The following is a 17620-nucleotide window of genomic DNA, read 5'->3' as shown; positions in this document are numbered from 1 at the left end:
TCGGTTGCAGGCGGGCTCAGATCTTGCCGTTGCGCTGCTGGATCATCATGAAGGTGTCGTAGTTGTATTCCGCGACCTGCGTCCACAGGTAGTGGTCGGCGCGGAAGGCCACCATCGAGTCGTAGATCTTCTTGAAGGCCGGGTTGGTCGCGGTCATTTCCGCATAGACCTCTTGCGAGGCGTTGAAGCAGGCCTCGAGGATCTCCTGGCTGAACGGACGCAGCTGCGCGCCATTGGCCACGAGCGATTTCAGCGCCGCCGGGTTCTTCGAGTCATACTTCTGCAGCATGTCGGCGTCTTCGGCCTGGCAGCAGGTGCGCAAGAGCGCCTGATAGGCCTTCGGCAGGCCTTCGTAAGCGGCCTTGTTGAACATGAAGTGGACGGTCAGGCCACCTTCCCACCAGCCGGGATAGTAGTAGTAGGGCGCGACTTTGTAGAAGCCGAGCTTCTCGTCGTCATAGGGGCCGACCCATTCCGCGGCGTCGATCGTGCCCTTTTCGAGCGACGGATAGATGTCGCCGCCGGCCACCTGCTGCGGCACGAGGCCGAGCTTTTCCATGACCTTGCCGGCAAAGCCGCCGATCCGCATCTTCAGGCCCGAAAGGTCGGCCACGGTGTTGATTTCCTTGCGGAACCAGCCGCCCATCTGGGCGCCGGTATTGCCGCCGGGGAAGCCGACGAGGCCCTTGGTGCCGAGGAATTCGTTGTAAAGGTCGATGCCGCCGCCGTGGTATTGCCAGGCGTTCATGCCGCGCGCCGAGAGCCCGAACGGCACGGCCGCGCCAAGCGCCCAGGCCGGGTCCTTGCCCCAGTAGTAATAGCCGACGGTGTGGCAGGCTTCGACCGTGCCCGCGGCGGTGGCGTCAGCGGCCTGCAGGCCGGGGACGATCTCGGCGGCCGCGAAGACCTGGATCTGGAAATTGCCATCCGAGGCTTCCGACACCATCTTCGACAGCACTTCCGCGCCGCCATAGATCGTGTCGAGCGATTTCGGGAAGGACGAGGTCAGGCGCCACGTCACTTTCGGGGTCGATTGCGCCAGAGCCGGCGTGGCGAGTGTCGCGGCAGCCGCGCCGCCGACCGCGGCCTTGGTCAGAAATGAACGACGATCCATTGGGTTCTCCTCCCGTTTGTTTCCGTCTGGTTCTGCTTGCCGCCCGTCTTCGTCCGGGCGGTCCGGGGCTCAAACTGGCATCGCGGCGCAACTCTGTCCAGACGTCGCGCAGCAAAATTGCGCAAATCGGTCCGAAAACATGACCAGATGAACGGAGACTCGCGTCAGAGTGGAAGGATCTGCGCCGAACTGCCGCATCTGCAGGCAGTGCAGGGCAGCGTTTCGCTCAGCGCATGTCGGGCAGCTGGATTCGCGCGACCTGTTCGGCGATCGGATCGACCGAGAGCGGATGCGTCTCGCCCGAGTGATCCTCGGGATCGCCGATCGGTTGCCAGCGCCCGGCCTTGAAGATTTCCAGCGCCGAGAATTTCGCCTTGTAGCCCATCTTGCGCGAGCCGGGGACCCAGTAGCCCAGATAGACGTAAGGAAGGCCCGCCCGGCGCGCGATGGCGACATGATCGAGGATCAGATGCGTGCCAAGGCTCATGTCGATCTGGTCGGGGTCGTAAAAGCTGTAGACCATGCTCACGCCGTCATCGAGCACATCGGTCAGGCAGACGGCGGTCAGCGGGCGGGGGCCGGTCTCGACCCGGCCATCGCGGTATTCGATCACGCGGGTCTTCACCGGCGTTTCCTCGATCATCGCGGCGAATTCGAAGATATCCATGTCGGCCATGCCGCCATCGGCATGCCGCGCATCCAGATAGCGGCGGAAGAGGGCGAATTGTTCCTCGGTGGCCCAGGGGCTGGTCGCGGTGCGCTTGAGATGCGCATTCCGGTTGAGCACCTTGCGCTGGGTCCGCGTCGGCTCGAAATCCGCGACGCGGATTCGCGCCGACAGGCAGGCCGAGCAATCGGCGCAGGACGGCCGGTAGAGCACGTTCTGCGAGCGACGAAAGCCCTGCCGCGACAGCGCGTTGTTCAATTTCTCCGCGCCTTCGCCTTGCAGCGCGGTGAAAAGCTTGCGTTCCGACCTCCCCTCCAGATAGGGGCAGGGCTGCGGGGCCGTCACATAAAATTGCGGTGCAAGCGGAAGCGAATGGCGCATGAGGTCCGGGGGCTGACGCGTCGAAGGTGATCGAGGCCCCTCTAAGCTATCAAAGCGTGGGCCGCGCGCCAAGGATTTCCTTCGAAAGCGCGGCAACGACCCCGCCCGGTCGGGCAGGGCCTGCTGTCAGAGCGGCGGGCCGGGGCGGCCCTGCCGGAGGCGGCGTCAGGCCTTGCGCGCGTCGGCATCGGTGGTGGGCACCGGGGCAGCGGCGGCGCGGGCGCGTTCTTCCATGTATTGGTCGAACTCGGCCTTGTCGCGGGCTTCACGCAGCCGGATCAGGAAGGATTCGAACTCTTCCTGTTCGCGTTCGAGGCGGGCCAGCATGTCCGAGCGATAGGCGTCGAAGGCGGCATTGCCGGTCGGGCGCATCGCGTGGAAGGCATAGCCGCGGCCAAAGCGCGGGCCGAACCCGGCGCGGGTGCGGCAGCGGGCCGAGCGGAAGCGGCCGGTCATCAGGATGAAGCCCAAGACCAGAAGGCCGAGCGGGCCTGCGAAGATGAAGGAGCCGATCATCACGACGATCCAGCTCATCGGGCCGCGGTCATCGAGCCAGTTCAGCGTGCGGGTGATCGTGCCGGGGTTGTCGGGGGCGGCGGCGGTATAGGTCATGGGTCCCTCCGGGGTTGGATGTGAATGCGTTTCACATTACGGAAGATGGGAAGACGCCCGCGCGCTTCAAGAGCCGATGTAAATCTTTTTTACATTCGGACAGGGCTGCGGCAACAAGGGTGTTGGGCGAGATGGCCGTCTCGTTTAGGTTGCGGGCCATCTCGGGGGCTGGTTGTGCACGGTCTGGCTGGAGTAACGAGTGTCCAGAGATCCGCGCCGCCGCGGCAGACCGGCGGCGCGGAGCCTTGACGCCGGGGAGTTGACGGCGGGGCAGGTGGTTTCGCCGCGGCCTTCGGCCCCGGCGACCGGGCGGGTGGCTCCGCCCCCCGCACCCCCCGGGCGTATTTTGCCAAGGAAAAGCGCAAGCCTTCTCGCCCCATTGACCGGCGCTGAGCGCTGGTTAGTCTGGCGCCATGAGCCTTGCATCCCGCCTGACCCGCACGCCCATTCCCTTTGATCCCGCCCGCGGCGCCGATGTCGTCGACCGTTATGGCGATTTCGGCCCCGAGATCCGGGCGCTGATCGCCGGAACCGCGGGCTGTTCGCCCTTTCTTGCGGGGCTTCTGGAGCGCGAGGCGGAATGGGCGCGCGCGGCGCTCTCGGGCCCGATCGAGGCCGCTTTCGCGGCGGAAATCGCCCGGCTGCAGCAGGTCGAGCTGGACGCGCTGGGCGCCGAGTTGCGCCGGGCGAAGCGGCGACTCGCGCTTTTGATCGCGCTCGCGGATCTGGGCGGGGTCTGGTCGCTCGAGCGGGTGACGCAGGCGCTGACGACGCTCGCCGATACGGCGGTCGATCTGGCGCTGCGCCGCCTTGTCGCCGACGAGATCCGCCGCGGCAAGCTGCCGGGCAAGGGGCCAGACGATGCCGCCCACGCCGGGGGCATGGTGGCTTTGGCGATGGGCAAGATGGGGGCGTTCGAGCTCAACTATTCCTCGGACATCGACCTGATCTGCCTGTTTGACGAGACGCAATTCGCCCCCGATGACCGGATGGACGCCCGCGCCGCCTTTATCCGCGTCACGCGGAAGATGTCGGCGCTGATCAATGACATCACCTCCGAAGGCTATGTGTTCCGCACCGATCTGCGGCTGCGCCCCGATGCCTCGGTGACGCCGGTCTGCATCTCGATGGGGGCGGCCGAGCTTTACTACGAATCCGAGGGCCGGACCTGGGAGCGGGCGGCCTATATCAAGGCGCGGGCTTGCGGCGGCGACATCGCGGCGGGCGAGAAGTTCCTGCGCGCGCTGACGCCCTTCGTCTGGCGCAAGCATCTGGATTTCGCGGCGATTCAGGATGCGCATGACATGCGGCTGCGGATTCGCGCCCACAAGGGGCTTGGCGGCGCGATCGAGGTGTCCGGGCATAACATGAAGCTCGGGCAGGGCGGCATCCGCGAGATCGAATTCTTCACCCAGACCCGGCAGTTGATCGCGGGCGGGCGCGACGCCGATCTGCGCGACCGCACCACCGTCGGGGGCCTCGCAAAACTCGCCGTCAAGGGCTGGGTGCCGCCCGATGTGGCGCGCGAGCTGACCGATCACTACCGCGAGCACCGCGAGATCGAGCATCGCATCCAGATGGTGAACGATGCGCAGACGCAGCTGATGCCGACCTCGCCCGAGGGGATCGCGCGCATCGCGCGGATGATGGGCGAAGGCGATACCGAGGCCTGGACCGCGCGGCTGAAGGCGCGGCTGATCCGGGTCGAGGCGCTGACGGGCGCGTTCTTTGCGCCGTCGGAGGTGGTGGCGCGGCCCACGCTCAGTCCCGAGGCCGAGGCGATCGTCGAGAGCTGGCAGCTGTATCCGGCGCTGCGCTCCGAACGGGCGCAGGCGATTTTCCGACGCATCGAGCCCGAGATCCTGAAGCGGATGGACCGCGCGGCCAGCCCCGAGGAGGCGCTGCGCCAGTTCGACGGCTTTCTGGCGCGTCTGCCCGCGGGGGTGCAGCTGTTCTCGCTCTTCGAGGCCAATCCCTCGCTGATCGATCTGATCGTCGATATCTGCGCCACTGCGCCGGGCCTCGCCGCGCATCTGAGCCGCAATCCGGGCGTCTTCGATGCGGTGATCGGCGGCAGTTTCTTTGCCGCCTGGCCGGGCGCCGAGGCTTTGGCCGAGACTTTCCGCACGACCTTGGCGGCGGTGCCGGACTACGAGAAAAAGCTTGATGCGGCAAGGCGTTGGGCGAAGGAGTTCCGCTTCCGCGTCGGTGTGCATCACCTGCGCGGGCTGGTCGACGCAGCCGAGGCGGCGAAATGCTATGCCGATATCGCGGGCACGGCCGTGTCGGGTCTCTGGCCCGAGGTGGTGGCGGAATTCGCCCGCAAGCATGGCCAGCCGCCCGGGCGCGGCGCGGTCGTGCTGGGCATGGGCTCGCTTGGGGCCGAGCGGCTCAATGCGGCCTCGGATCTTGATCTGATCATGATCTATGACGCGCAGGGCGCGGAAAGCTCGGAAGGGCCGAAGCCCTTGGCGACGCGGCAATATTTCGCCCGGCTGACGCAGGCCTTCATCACCGCGCTGACCGCGCCGATGCCCGAGGGGCGGCTTTACGAGGTCGACATGCGGCTGCGCCCCTCGGGGCGCGGCGGGCCGGTGGCGGTCTCGCTCGAAAGTTTCCGCGACTATCAGAGGACCGAGGCCTGGACCTGGGAGCATCTGGCGCTGACGCGGGCGCGGGTGCTGGCGGGCGATGCGAGCCTTGGCGCCGATGTTGAGGCGGTGCGGCTGGCGGTTCTGGCCGAAAAGGGCTGCGATCCCAAGGTGATGCCGGATCTGGCCGAGATGCGGGCGCGGATCTTTGCCGCCAAGGCCCCCGATGGCGCCTGGGAGGCGAAGATCGGCCCCGGCCGCTTGCAGGATATTGAGTTGCTGGCGCAAAGCTTCGCGCTGCGCGCCGCCGAGCCCGCCCGCAAGGTCGAGGCGCAGCTGCGCATCGGTCCACGGCATGGCTTCGTCACCAAGGAGGAGGGCGAGAGGCTCGCCTCGGCCTATCGGCTGTTGTGGCGCTTGCAGGCGGGGGGGCGGCTTTTGACCGACAAGCCGCTCGATCTGGAGACGGTGGGCGAGGGCGGTCGGGCGTTTTTGTTGCGCGAAGCCGGGGAAGACAGCCTTGCGACCCTTGCCGAACGGCTCGAGCGCACCACATCCGAAGTGGCTGCGCTCGTCGAGAAGGCGCTCACCTGACATGGGAAGACGTGTGATGGATCTGAAACTGGCCGACCCCAAGGGCCTTATTCGCGAAAGCTACCGCATCGAGGGGATCGGCGGCATCGAATGCCGCTCGATCTTTCTGGACTGGGCGCTGAGCCTGGCGCCGAGCACGGATCAGACCGAGGCGATGCGCACGGTGCTGTCGAGCTATGGCGGGGATGCCAGCCATCCGATGTCGGAAGTGCTGGCCGAAGGTCTGGCAAGCGCCGAAGCGCCGCCCGCCCGACGCGGTGGCCGGGCGGGTCGGGTTTCCGTCTGATCAGCCGAGCGTCGCGCGTGACAGCGCGGCCGCATCGGCGGCCAGCGCTTCGATCGCGCTCCAGTTGCCCGCGCTCATCATGCCCTGCGGCGCGACCCAGGAGCCGCCGACGCACATGACGTTCGGCAGGGTCAGGTAATCGCGCGCATTCTTCAGGCTCACCCCGCCGGTCGGGCAGAACGAGACTTTCGGCAGCGGCCCGGCAAGGGCTTTGAGCGCAGCCGCCCCGCCCGAGGTCTCGGCGGGGAAAAATTTCAGCATGTCGAAACCGAGTTCCAGCGCCCGCATCACTTCCGAGGCGGTGACCGCGCCGGGCAGAAGCGGCAGGCCCTCGTCTTCGCAGGCTTTCACCAGGCTTTCGGTCAGCCCCGGGGCGACGCCGAATTGCGCGCCTGCGGCCTTCGCGGCTTTCACATCGGCTGGCGTCAACAGCGTGCCTGCGCCCACGACCCCGCCTTCGACATCGACCATGGCGCGGATCGCGTCGAGCGCACAGGCGCTGCGCAGCGTCACTTCCAGCGCTTTCAGCCCGCCCGCCACCAGCGCCTTGGCCAGCGGCTGGGCATGGGCCACGTCCTGCACCACGATCACGGGCACGATAGGGGCAAGCGCGCAGATTTCGCGCGCTTTCGCGGATTGGGCGGTGGGGGTCATGAGGGGCCTCCTGAGGCGATTGAATTTGGCTAAGTGCGTATTTTCGCCAAGAAAAAGCTGCGGTCTTTTTCTTGGTCCAAATACGCTTCTGCCGTCACACTATCACGGACGCGCCGGAGGTGGCAGGGCCGGTGTTGCGGCGGAACGTCTCGAAGAGTTCACGGCCAAGACCCGTGCGATTGGCGCTCAGATCCGGCGTGGCCGGAGCGCGGGTCTCGAAGCCTTCGGTCAGGCAGGTGAGCGTGCCGGTGTCGGCATCGAGCCGGATCAGATCGCCGTCGAGGAGCCGCGCCAAAGGTCCGCCACAGGCGGCTTCGGGGCTGACATGGATCGCGGCGGGCACCTTGCCGGAGGCGCCCGACATCCGTCCATCGGTGACCAGGGCGACGCGCAGGCCGCGGTCTTGCAGCACCGACAGGGTGGGCGTCAGCGAATGCAGTTCCGGCATCCCGTTCGCCTGCGGCCCCTGAAAGCGCACGACGACGACGGTATCACGGGTGAATTCGCCGCGTTTGAAGGCGTCCTTCACCGCGTCCTGACTTTCGAAGACGCGGGCCGGAGCCTCGATCACATGGCGGTCGGGGGCCACGGCCGAGACCTTGATCACGCCGCGACCGAGATTTCCCGCGAGGTGCTTCAGCCCGCCCGTCGCCGCGAAGGGGGTGGCGGCGGGGCGCAGGATGCGGTCGTTGAGGCTGTCTTCCGGGCCTTCGACCCAGGTCAGGCGGCCCTCGATCAGTTTTGCGTCCTGAGTGTAGCGCGCCAGGCCGGGCCCGGCGACGGTGTTCACATCGGCGTGCAGTAGCCCCGCGCGCAAAAGGTGGCGGATCAGGAATTGCAGACCGCCCGCGGCGTGGAAGGCGTTCACGTCGGCCAGCCCGTTCGGATAGACCTTGGCCATCAGCGGCACGGTGGCAGAAATGTCGTCGAAATCCTCGAGATCGAGCTCGATCCCCGCCGCGCGCGCCATCGCGGGCAGGTGCAGCACGAGGTTCGTCGAGCCGCCCGTGGCCATCAGCCCGACAAGGCCGTTGACGAAGGCGCGCTCGTCCAGGAGATGCCCGACCGGCAGTGCGTTTTCCCCCAGCGCGGTGATCGCCGCTACCCGATGCGCGCCCGCCACCGTCAGCGCATCGCGCAGGGGGGTGTGCGGGTTGACGAAGCTTGCGCCCGGCAGATGCAGGCCCATCACCTCCATCAGCATCTGGTTCGTGTTCGCGGTGCCGTAAAAGGTGCAGGTGCCCGGCCCGTGATAGGAGGCCATCTCGGCCGCCATCAGCTTGTCGCGGCCGACTTCGCCGGTGGCAAATTGTTGCCGTACCTTGGCTTTTTCATCATTCGGCAGCCCCGCCGTCATCGGCCCCGCGGGCAGGAAGATCGCGGGCAGATGGCCGAAGGTCGCCGCCGCCATCACGAGGCCCGGCACGATCTTGTCGCAGACACCAAGGAAGATTGCCGCGTCGAAAGTGTCGTGGCTCAGCGCCACCCCGGCCGCCAGCGCAATGACATCGCGCGAGAAAAGCGACAGTTCCATCCCGGCGCGGCCCTGCGTGACGCCATCGCACATCGCAGGCACACCGCCCGCGACCTGCGCGGTGGCCCCGATCGCGCGCAGCGCGGCCTTGATCTGCGCGGGGTAATCGGCATAGGGCGCATGCGCCGAAAGCATGTCGTTATAAGCGGTGACGATGCCGATATTCGGGCCCCGCCCCTCGGCCAAAGGCGCCTTGTCCGGCCCCATCGCCGCATAGGCATGGGCCTGATTGCCGCAAGCCAGATGCGCCCGCGCCGGGCCCTGCGCCATCGCCGCCGCGATCCGCGCCAGATAGTCGCCCCGCCGCGCGGCCGAGCGGGCGCGGATGCGGTCGGTCACCCGGGCAATCGTGGCATTCAGCGGTGCGGCAGTCTCGGTCATGGTCGGATCCAGCTTTGGCGGAGGCTCGGGATGCCTTGGTATAAGAAGTTAGCGCTAACAAATCAATCCTGCTTTCCTGTCTTGCGCAAGGACGGGGGAAGGTCCAGCCGATTTCGCGGAAAATCCTTCCGGTGTGATGTGCGCAAGGCAGAGCCGGGCTTTGCGCGGCGCGAAAGTCGGGATAGAGGGGGCGCAACACCCTTTAGCCCCGAGGCCCGCCATGACCGAAGAAGAAGCGCCGAAGTCCCGTCCCGTCGTGCGGCTGCGCCCCAAGGCCGAGGCCCGCGCGATCCGGCACGGCTTTCCCTGGGTCTATGCCGACGAGCTGGTGACCGACCGGCGCACGCAGGGGCTGACCCCCGGCGTGATCGCGACGCTGGAAGATGCCGAACGCCGGGTGCTGGGCACGGTCACGGTGAACCCGAAATCGAAGATCATCGCGCGGATGCTGGATCGCGACGCCGAGGCCGCGATCGATCGCGACTGGATTGCGGCGCGGCTCGCCCGCGCTTTGGATCTGCGCGCGCGGCTCTTCGCCCAGCCCTTCTATCGCCTTGTTCATGCCGAGGCCGACGGCCTGCCCGGCGTCATCATCGACCGCTTTGGCGATGTCGCCGTGGTGCAGCCGAACGCCGCCTGGGCCGAGGCGCTGATCGACGATCTTTGCGCGGCGCTCGTCGCGGTGACCGGGGTCAAGACGGTGATCAAGAACGGCTCGGGCCGCTCGCGCGGGCTTGAAGGGCTGCCCGAGGAAACCGTGGTCCTGTGCGGCGCCATCGACGGGCCGGTGCCGGTCGAAATGAACGGCGCGACCTACATGGCCGATGTGCTGGGCGGGCAGAAGACCGGGCTTTTCTTTGACCAGCGTCCGAACCATGAATTTGCCGCGCGGCTGGCGCGGGGGGCGCGGGTGCTGGACGTCTTCAGCCATGTCGGCGGTTTCGCGCTGGCCTGTCTGGCCGGTGGGGCCGAAAGCGCCTTGGCCGTTGATGCCTCGGCTGCGGCTTTGGAACTTGCGAGGAAGGGCGCCGAGGCGATGGGGCAGGGCGCCCGCTTCGCCACCCGTCAGGGCGACGCCTTTGCGACGCTTGAGGCGCTCGCGACCGAGGGCGCGCAATTCGAGGTGGTGATCTGCGATCCGCCCGCCTTCGCGCCGAACAAGCAATCGCTCGAGGCCGGGCTGCGCGCTTACGAACGCATCGCGCGGCTTGCGGCCCCGCTGGTGGCGCCGGGCGGTTACATTGTTCTTTGCTCGTGCTCGCATGCCGCCGATCTGGTCGCCTTCCGCAATGCCTCGGCGCGCGGTCTTGGCCGTGGCGGGCGCCGGGCGCAGCTGCTGCACACCGGCTTTGCCGGGCCGGACCATCCGATGCTGCCGCAACTGGCCGAATCGGCCTATCTGAAATCGCTGGTCTTCCGGCTCGACTGATGCGGGCGGCACCGGGGAAAGTCCTGCTCGACGCCTGCGTGCTTTACCCGACGGTCCTGCGCGAGATCCTGACCCTCTGCGCGGCCGAGGGGCTCTACCAGCCCCTCTGGTCCGAGCGCATTTTGGAAGAATGGGCGCGGGCGGCGGCGCGGCTCTCTGCGGGCGACGAGGCCTATGCGCGGGGCGAGATTGCGACCCTCAAGGCCCGCTTTCCACGGGCATGTGTTGCCCCCCGTCCGGGCCTCGAATCGCGGCTGCATCTGCCCGATGAAAACGACATCCATGTGCTGGCTGCCGCCATATCTGGCGGGGCCGAGGCCATCGTGACGCAAAACCGGGCCGATTTCCCCCGCGGCGTGCTGGCGGGCGAGGGGCTTGCGCGCCTTGATGCCGATGCCTTCCTTTGGGCGCTGGCCGCCGATCACCCGACGCAAGTCGCGGCCGTGGTCGAGCGTGTCCGCGCCAAGGCCGAGGCGCTTTCGGGTCAGCCCTGGCCCCTGCGCGCGCTTTTGAAAAAGGCGAAGCTCTTTCGCCTGGCCCGTGCGCTCGAAACCGCCTGAGACGCGCCGCCTTCGCGCCAAACCGCTTTGAGATCGCCCGACACCGGGCTAGACTTGTGGCGTGCGCCAAGGTAGAAAACAGCCGTGTTACCGCTAACATGTGCAACGCAGGACGGCGCCATCGCAGGGAAGGGGCCAGTCATGCCAAGAATCGGAGCCAGCCCCATGGTGTCGCGCGTCATTCCGGTGGACCTTTTTGACCTCGTGATCTTCGGAGCCACGGGCGATCTTGCGCAGCGCAAGATCCTGCCCGGGCTTTACCGCCGCTTTCACGCAGGCCAGATGCCCGAGGGCGCGCGGATCATCGGCGCCGCCCGCTCCGAGATGGATGCCGAGGGCTTCCGGGTGCAGGTGACGAAGGCGATCGCCGACTTCGTCGATCCGGCGAAGCATGACGACGACACGATCGCGGCCTTTCTGCAAAGCCTTGATTACGTCTCGGTCGATGCGACGGGCGAGGGCGGCTGGGATGCGCTCAAAGCCAAGGTCGATCCGGCCCGGATCAACGCCTTTTACTTCTCGGTCGCGCCGGTGCTGTTCGGGCCTTTGGCGGATCGGCTGAAATCGCATGGCATCGCGGGCAAGGATTCGCGCATCGTCGTCGAGAAACCCTTCGGCCGCGATCTGGCCTCGGCGCGGGCGCTGAACGCCACCTTGGCCGCGCATTTCGAGGAAAGCCAGATCTACCGGATCGACCATTATCTGGGCAAGGAGACGGTGCAGAACCTGATGGCGGTGCGCTTTGCCAACATCCTCTTCGAGCCCTTGTGGAACGCGCAATACATTGATCATGTTCAGATCACCGTCGCCGAAACCGTCGGTGTCGGCGGGCGCGGCAGCTATTACGACAAGTCGGGCGCGATGCGGGACATGGTGCAAAACCACCTGATGCAACTGCTGTGCCTGATTGCGATGGAGCCGCCCTATCACTTCGACCCTGATGCGGTGCGCGATGAAAAGGTGAAGGTTATCCGCGCCTTGCAGCCCATTCCTGCGGCCGACATCGTGCGCGGCCAGTATCTGGGGGTGAAGGCCTCGGCGGGGCGGGCCGAGCAGCCGGGCTATCTGGCCGACAGCGAAAACCCCGATAGCCGCACCGAAAGCTATATCGCGCTGAAGGTGCAGGTGGCGAACTGGCGCTGGCAGGGCACGCCGTTTTACCTGCGCACCGGCAAGCGGCTGCGGGGCCGGGCCAGTGAAATCGCCATCACCTTCAAGGCGCCGCCGCATTCGATCTTCGATCAGGAGGAGGCGTCGTGGCGCGAAAACGTGCTTGTCATCCGGCTGCAACCTGACGAGGGCATGAACCTGAAGGTGATGATCAAGGAACCGGGTCCGGGGGGGATGCGTCTGGTGCAGGTGCCGCTCGACATGTCTTTTGCCGAGGCTCTGGGCGAGGATGGCGCCGACATTCCCGACGCTTACGAACGGCTGATCATGGATGTGATCCGCGGCAACCAGACCCTGTTCATGCGCGGCGACGAGGTCGAGGCCGCCTGGGCCTGGACCGATCCGATCATTGCGGGCTGGGAAGCCCGGGGCGACCGGCCGCGGCCCTATGACGCCGGGTCTTCGGGCCCGGAAGATGCGCTGATGCTGATGCACCGCGACGGTCGTCGCTGGCGGGAGATCCGTGAATGAACCTGATCGAATATCCGGACCGCGAATTGATGATGCTGGCCTTGGCCGACAAGGTGGCGAGCCAGCTGCGCCGCGCCCTCGAGGTCGAGGAGCGGGTGACGCTTTGTGTGCCCGGCGGCACGACGCCCGGTCCGGTGTTCGATATCCTCTCGGGCCTTGATCTCGACTGGGCGCGGGTCTGGGTGCTTTTGAATGACGAGCGCTGGGTTGATGAGACGAACCCGCGTTCGAACACCGCCCTTTTGCGCAATCGGCTTCTGCGGGGCGCGGCGGCGCTCGCCCATCTGGTGCCGCTTTACGCCCCGTCCGAGACGCCCGAAGAACGGCTTGACGAATTGTCCGAGGGCGTCCGCGCGGCGCTGCCGCTCACCGTGCTGATGCTCGGCATGGGCGCCGACATGCACACGGCCTCGCTTTTCCCCGGCGCCGATCATCTGGCCGAGGCGCTTGCTCATGATGCCCCTCCGGTGATGGCACTGCGCTCTGACGCTGCGGGCGAGCCGCGGATCACGCTGACGGCACCGGTGCTGCGCTCTGCCATGCATTGCCATCTTCTGATCACCGGTGCAGAAAAGCGCGCAGCACTCGAGCGTGCCGCGAGCCTTCCCGAAACCGAGGCCCCGGTGCGGATCGTCCTTTCCAACGCCACCATCCATTGGGCTCCCTGATGAACCGTTTCGATGACCTTCTTGCCCATGCCGCGACCGTCAAGGACCGGCATATCCTCGATCTTTTCGCTGCCGACCCCGCCCGCGCCGAAGCTTTCAGCGCCGAATTCGGGTCGTGGTTCTTTGATTTCTCGAAAACGAACATCGACGCCGCGGGGCTGAAGCTGTTGGTCGATCTGGCCGAAAAAACCGGAGTCGCTGCCCGGCGCGACGCGATGTTCGCGGGCGAAAAGATCAACGAGACCGAGGGCCGCGCGGTGCTGCACGCCGCCTGGCGCAACATCTACGACCCCTATTCCGTGGACGGCGAGGACGTGATGCCCGCGCTGCGCGACACCATCGGTCGGATGCAGAACTTCGCCGACGCCGTGCGCGAGGGTCGCTTCACCGGGCAGGGGGGCCGCATCACCGATGTGGTCAATATCGGCATCGGTGGGTCCGACCTTGGCCCGGTGATGGCCTCGATTGCCTGCACCTCCTTCGCCGACGGGCCGCGGCTGCATTTCATCTCGAATGTCGATGGCGCGCATGCGCATGACGTGCTCTCGGGTCTGAACCCGGAAACGACGCTGGTGATCGTGGCGTCAAAAACCTTCACCACGATCGAGACGATGACGAATGCCGAAACCGCCCGCGCCTGGATGGCGGCGAAGGTCGCCAACCCCGCGGCGCAATTCGCGGCAATCTCGACCGCGACCGACAAGACCGCCGCTTTCGGCATCCCGGCCGAGCGCGTCTTCGGCTTCGAGGATTGGGTCGGCGGGCGCTATTCGGTCTGGTCGCCGATCGGGCTGAGCCTGATGATCGGCATCGGCCCGGGCTATTTCGCCGAGTTCCACGCTGGCGCCGCCGCGATGGACCGCCATTTCCGCGAAGCGCCGCTGGCGCAGAACTTGCCGGTGCTTCTGGCGCTGGTGGGCCTCTGGCACAATCAGGTGCTTGGCCACGCCACCCGCGCCGTGCTGCCCTATGAACAGCGTTTGGCCCGGCTGCCCGCCTATCTGCAGCAGTTGGAGATGGAGAGCAACGGCAAGCGCGTCTCGATGGACGGCGCCGATCTGCCTTATCACTCCGGCCCCGTGGTCTGGGGCGAGCCGGGCACGAACGGCCAGCACGCGTTTTACCAGCTGATCCACCAGGGCACCCGGGTCGTGCCCTGCGAATTCATCCTCGCCGCGCGGGGGCGGGAACCCTATCTGGAACACCAGCACCTGCTGCTGGTGGCGAACTGCCTCGCGCAATCCGAGGCGCTGCTGCGCGGCCGCTCGCTTGCAGAAGCGACCGCCCTCATGGCGAAAAAGGGCCTGACCGGCGCGGAGTTGGAGCGTCAGGCCCGCCACCGCGTCTTCCCGGGCAACCGCCCCTCGACGACGCTGCTGATCGAGATCCTGACCCCCTTCACGCTGGGCGGTATCGTCGCACTTTACGAGCATCGGGTGTTTGTCGAGGGGGTGATCCTCGGCATCAACAGCTTCGATCAATGGGGGGTGGAACTCGGCAAGGAACTCGCGCTGGCGCTGGCCCCGGTGCTGGAAGGCACGTCAGAAGGCGCGGGCAAGGATGGCTCGACCCTCGGGCTTGCAGCGCGCATCCGCGCCGCGCGGGCCTGACCGGGCAGGGGGGCGCGGCCCCCCGTCCCTGCGGGACTCCCCCGGGATATTTGCGGCAAGATAAAGAAACATGGGCTGCTTTTATCTTGCTCCAAATATCTCGGGGGGCCGAGGCATCGCCTCGGCGGGGCGGAGCCCCCGGCGGGTCGCCCCGGCGCCAGCCGGGGCGAAATTTCTTACCGAGTTTCCTTCGGGCGCAGGATCAACCAGATCAGCGCCGCGCCGGCGAGCGTCAGGAAGGGCAGCATGGCCAGGTTCACCGCCTGCCAGCCCGCCACCGCATCGCCCGAGGCGCAGTTCATCAGCCCGCCCGAGCTGAGAGAGGCCAGAAACACCCCGCCGAAGACGACGAAATCGTTCATCCCCTGCACCGTGCCGCGCTCCTCGGGGCGATGCGCGGAGGCCAGCATCGCGGTCGAGCCGATGAAGCCGAAATTCCAGCCGAGCCCCAGAAGCATCAACGCGATGAAGAATTGCTCGAGGTTGACCCCGGTCAGCGCCACCGCGCCGGAGGCGGCAAGGATGAAAAGGCCGATGCCCACGATCACCTCGCGCCCGAAGCGGGCGATCAGATGGCCGGTGAAGAACGAGGGCAGATACATTGCCAGCACATGCGCCGAGACGATATCGGCGGCATTCGTCGTGGTGTGACCGCAGCCGACCACCGCCAGCGGCGTCGAGGTCATCACGAGGTTCATCAGCGCATAGGAGACCATGCCGCAGACCATCGCGACCACGATCACCGGATCGCGCAGCAATTGCGCCCGCGTCCGCCCGGCCGCTTGTCCCTTGGCCCGTCGTCCGGGTGCGGGGATGCGCAGGAAGGCAAAAAGGAGCGGCCCCGCCAGATTGATCGCGATGATCGCAAGGTAAGTGGCCTGAAACGGCACCACCAGCGCCTGTGCGGTCAGTTTCACCAGCTGCGGCCCCAGCACCGCGGCGGCCAAGCCCCCGGCCAGAACCCAGGAAATCGCTTTGCTCTGATGCTCGGGCGCGATGCCGTCGGTCGCGGCGAAGCGGTAAAATCCCTGCGCGGACATGTAGATGCCCGCCAGCATCGAGCCGAGGCAGAAGAGCGCGAAAGAGCCGACGGCCAGCGCATGGGCGGAAATCGCGGCGCCAATGCCCCCCGCCGCCGTCGCCAGAATGAACCCGGCCCGGCGCCCGTGGACCGCCATGAAAGACGACATCGGTTGCGCTGTCAGCACGGACCCCAGCACGATCAGCGAGAGCGGCAGCGTCGCCAGACAGGGATTGGAGGCGAGCGACTTGCCCGCCAGCCCGCCCACGGTGAAGATCATCGACATCTGCGCGCCCAGAAACGCCTGGGCCGCGACCAGCACGATCAGGTTGCGAAGCGGAAGCGGCGGGGCGGGCAGGGCGGTCTCGGTCATGTCCAAGGCCTAGCGCGCCCCGATCAGGCTGGCAAGCATTCGGGGCTGGCGCGGGGCGCGAAAACCGGGCAGGCTGCCGGGATGGTCGGACGCATCATAGACACCGAAGACGATGTGGCAGAGGGCGCGGCATGGCTTGTCGCGGCCGAGCCGCGCTTTGCCGAAGCCCTTTCGCTCACCGGCCCCTGGCCGCTGCGCCGTCGCGAGGACGGGTTCGAGGCTTTGCGCGATGCGATCCTCGGTCAGCAGGTCTCCACCGCCGCCGCGCGCTCGATCCGGGGCAAGCTCGTCGAGGCGGGCTTCGGTGCCGCCCCCGCTCTGGCCGAGGCCAGCGAAGACGATCTGCGCGCCTGCGGGCTTTCTCGGCAGAAGGTGCGCTATCTGCAGGCGCTGGCCCGCTCGGGCGTCGATTTCCCCGCCCTGCGCCATCTGCCCGACGCGCAGGTGATCGAGACGCTTCTGCCGCTGCCCGGCATCGGCCGCTGGACGGTCGAGATGTATCTGATGTTCGCGCTTGGCCGCGCCGATGTCTTTGCCGTCGACGATCTGGCCTTGGCCGAGGCGGCGCGGATGCTGTTTGGCCTGCCCGAACGGCCGAAGCCGCGGGCCTTTGGCACGCTCTCTGCGCCTTGGTCGCCCTGGCGGGCGGTTGCCGCGCGCGGGCTTTGGGCCTATTACGCGGCGATGAAGGATCGCGAAGGAGTGGCGCCATGACACGGATCAACAAGGTGGGGCGGGTCGAGGCCCGCTCGGGCAAGGCAACTTCGGCGGTGATCTTCCTGCACGGCTATGGCGCGGATGGCGACGATCTGCTGGGTCTGGCCGAGCCGCTGGCGCCGCATCTGCCGAACACGCTGTTCCTGTCGCCCGATGCGCCCGAGGACTGCGTGACCAATCCCTTTGGTCGGCAATGGTTCCCGATCCCGTGGCTCGATGGCTCCGCCCCCGAAGACGCCGCTGCGGGGCTCGCGCGCTCGTCCGAGGATCTGAATGCCTTCCTTGATCAGGTCATCGCGGCCGAGGGGCTGGCGGCGTCGCAGATCGCTTTGGTCGGCTTTTCGCAGGGCACGATGATGTCGCTGCAGGTCGCGCCGCGGCGCAAGCAGGCTTTGGCCGGGGTTGTCGGCTTTTCCGGGCGGCTTTTGCGCGCCGATCTGCTCGCGGCCGAGGCGGTGACGAAGCCGCCGATGCTGCTTTTGCACGGCGACGTCGATCAGATCGTGCCCTTCGGCGATCTGAAACAGGCGGCCGATGCGCTGACGGCCGCGGGCTTTGACGTGCGCACCCATGTCATGCGCGGCACCGGGCATGGAATCTCGCCCGACGGGCTGGGTCAGGCGCTTGCCTTCCTCAAGGCGCATCTGCCCGCCTGAGTCGCCTCCCATCTGCCCGATTTCCGGGCAACCCGTCACATCGCCGTTGCAAAGGCATGCAATGCCTGTGCGCACGGGCAGGTTGCGCAGATCGCGGGCCTTGTCCTGTGCGAGACGCGAGATATAGTAGA

The 17620-nt window shown here is 67.1% G+C and carries 15 protein-coding genes; 9 read left to right on the top strand and 6 right to left on the bottom strand.

The genetic code is table 11. From position 1 onward, the window contains the following. Positions 1-16 precede the first annotated feature (16 nt). The 3 genes from C8J30_RS09835 to C8J30_RS09825 form a co-directional block, all read right to left on the bottom strand. The gene (locus tag C8J30_RS09835) at positions 17-1114 is read right to left on the bottom strand and encodes a TRAP transporter substrate-binding protein (protein ID WP_110805676.1); all 1098 of its coding nucleotides are present in this window, start codon (positions 1112-1114) and stop codon (positions 17-19) included. A gap of 226 nt (positions 1115-1340) precedes the next feature. Then, on the bottom strand, positions 1341-2162 hold the full coding sequence (locus tag C8J30_RS09830) for an arginyltransferase (RefSeq protein ID WP_110805675.1): 822 nt from the start codon (positions 2160-2162) through the stop codon (positions 1341-1343). A gap of 165 nt (positions 2163-2327) precedes the next feature. Continuing rightward, entirely contained in the window at positions 2328-2774 is a 447-nt protein-coding gene (locus C8J30_RS09825) for a DUF2852 domain-containing protein (protein WP_110805674.1), read from the bottom strand. A gap of 413 nt (positions 2775-3187) precedes the next feature. On the opposite strand from C8J30_RS09825, the gene C8J30_RS09820 reads away from it, so the two are divergent. Both C8J30_RS09820 and C8J30_RS09815 read left to right on the top strand, forming a co-directional pair. Next, entirely contained in the window at positions 3188-5959 is a 2772-nt protein-coding gene (locus C8J30_RS09820) for a [protein-PII] uridylyltransferase family protein (protein WP_110805673.1), read from the top strand. Between the two features lie 16 nt (positions 5960-5975). Continuing rightward, entirely contained in the window at positions 5976-6245 is a 270-nt protein-coding gene (locus C8J30_RS09815) for a hypothetical protein (protein ID WP_110805672.1), read from the top strand. On the opposite strand, the gene eda is transcribed toward C8J30_RS09815, so the two are convergent. Then, on the bottom strand, positions 6246-6899 hold the full coding sequence (gene eda / locus C8J30_RS09810) for a bifunctional 4-hydroxy-2-oxoglutarate aldolase/2-dehydro-3-deoxy-phosphogluconate aldolase (RefSeq protein ID WP_110805671.1): 654 nt from the start codon (positions 6897-6899) through the stop codon (positions 6246-6248). It lies immediately after the preceding gene. A gap of 94 nt (positions 6900-6993) precedes the next feature. Further along, positions 6994-8814 carry a phosphogluconate dehydratase gene (edd, locus tag C8J30_RS09805; RefSeq protein ID WP_110805670.1) on the bottom strand — a complete coding sequence of 607 codons (1821 nt, stop codon included), beginning with the start codon at positions 8812-8814 and terminating at the stop codon, positions 6994-6996. Between the two features lie 220 nt (positions 8815-9034). On the opposite strand from edd, the gene C8J30_RS09800 reads away from it, so the two are divergent. From C8J30_RS09800 to pgi, 5 genes are all read left to right on the top strand, one after another. Then, entirely contained in the window at positions 9035-10243 is a 1209-nt protein-coding gene (locus tag C8J30_RS09800; protein ID WP_110805669.1) for an RSP_2647 family RNA methyltransferase, read from the top strand. Continuing rightward, the gene (locus C8J30_RS09795; RefSeq protein ID WP_110805668.1) at positions 10243-10803 is read left to right on the top strand and encodes an RSP_2648 family PIN domain-containing protein; all 561 of its coding nucleotides are present in this window, start codon (positions 10243-10245) and stop codon (positions 10801-10803) included. Before C8J30_RS09800 ends, C8J30_RS09795 begins: the two co-directional genes overlap by 1 nt. Before the next feature lie 165 nt (positions 10804-10968). Continuing rightward, positions 10969-12444, top strand: coding sequence for a glucose-6-phosphate dehydrogenase (gene zwf / locus C8J30_RS09790; RefSeq protein ID WP_110805667.1), 1476 nt, complete (start codon positions 10969-10971; stop codon positions 12442-12444). Further along, positions 12441-13112, top strand: coding sequence for a 6-phosphogluconolactonase (pgl, locus tag C8J30_RS09785; protein ID WP_110805666.1), 672 nt, complete (start codon positions 12441-12443; stop codon positions 13110-13112). Before zwf ends, pgl begins: the two co-directional genes overlap by 4 nt. After that, positions 13109-14722, top strand: coding sequence for a glucose-6-phosphate isomerase (gene pgi, locus C8J30_RS09780; protein WP_394341929.1), 1614 nt, complete (start codon positions 13109-13111; stop codon positions 14720-14722). Before pgl ends, pgi begins: the two co-directional genes overlap by 4 nt. A 176-nt stretch (positions 14723-14898) precedes the next feature. Here the strand turns inward: pgi and C8J30_RS09775 are convergent, their stop codons facing one another. Further along, on the bottom strand, positions 14899-16116 hold the full coding sequence (locus tag C8J30_RS09775) for an MFS transporter (protein WP_110805664.1): 1218 nt from the start codon (positions 16114-16116) through the stop codon (positions 14899-14901). Positions 16117-16197: 81 nt separating this feature from the next. On the opposite strand from C8J30_RS09775, the gene C8J30_RS09770 reads away from it, so the two are divergent. Next, positions 16198-16830 carry a DNA-3-methyladenine glycosylase family protein gene (locus tag C8J30_RS09770; RefSeq protein ID WP_110805663.1) on the top strand — a complete coding sequence of 211 codons (633 nt, stop codon included), beginning with the start codon at positions 16198-16200 and terminating at the stop codon, positions 16828-16830. Next, the gene (locus C8J30_RS09765; protein WP_110805662.1) at positions 16827-17489 is read left to right on the top strand and encodes an alpha/beta hydrolase; all 663 of its coding nucleotides are present in this window, start codon (positions 16827-16829) and stop codon (positions 17487-17489) included. Before C8J30_RS09770 ends, C8J30_RS09765 begins: the two co-directional genes overlap by 4 nt. Positions 17490-17620: the final 131 nt, after the last annotated feature.

The sequence above is a fragment of the Rhodobacter viridis genome (assembly GCF_003217355.1).
Classification (GTDB): domain Bacteria; phylum Pseudomonadota; class Alphaproteobacteria; order Rhodobacterales; family Rhodobacteraceae; genus Rhodobacter; species Rhodobacter viridis.
This window is presented reverse-complemented; position numbering and strand designations above follow the sequence as displayed.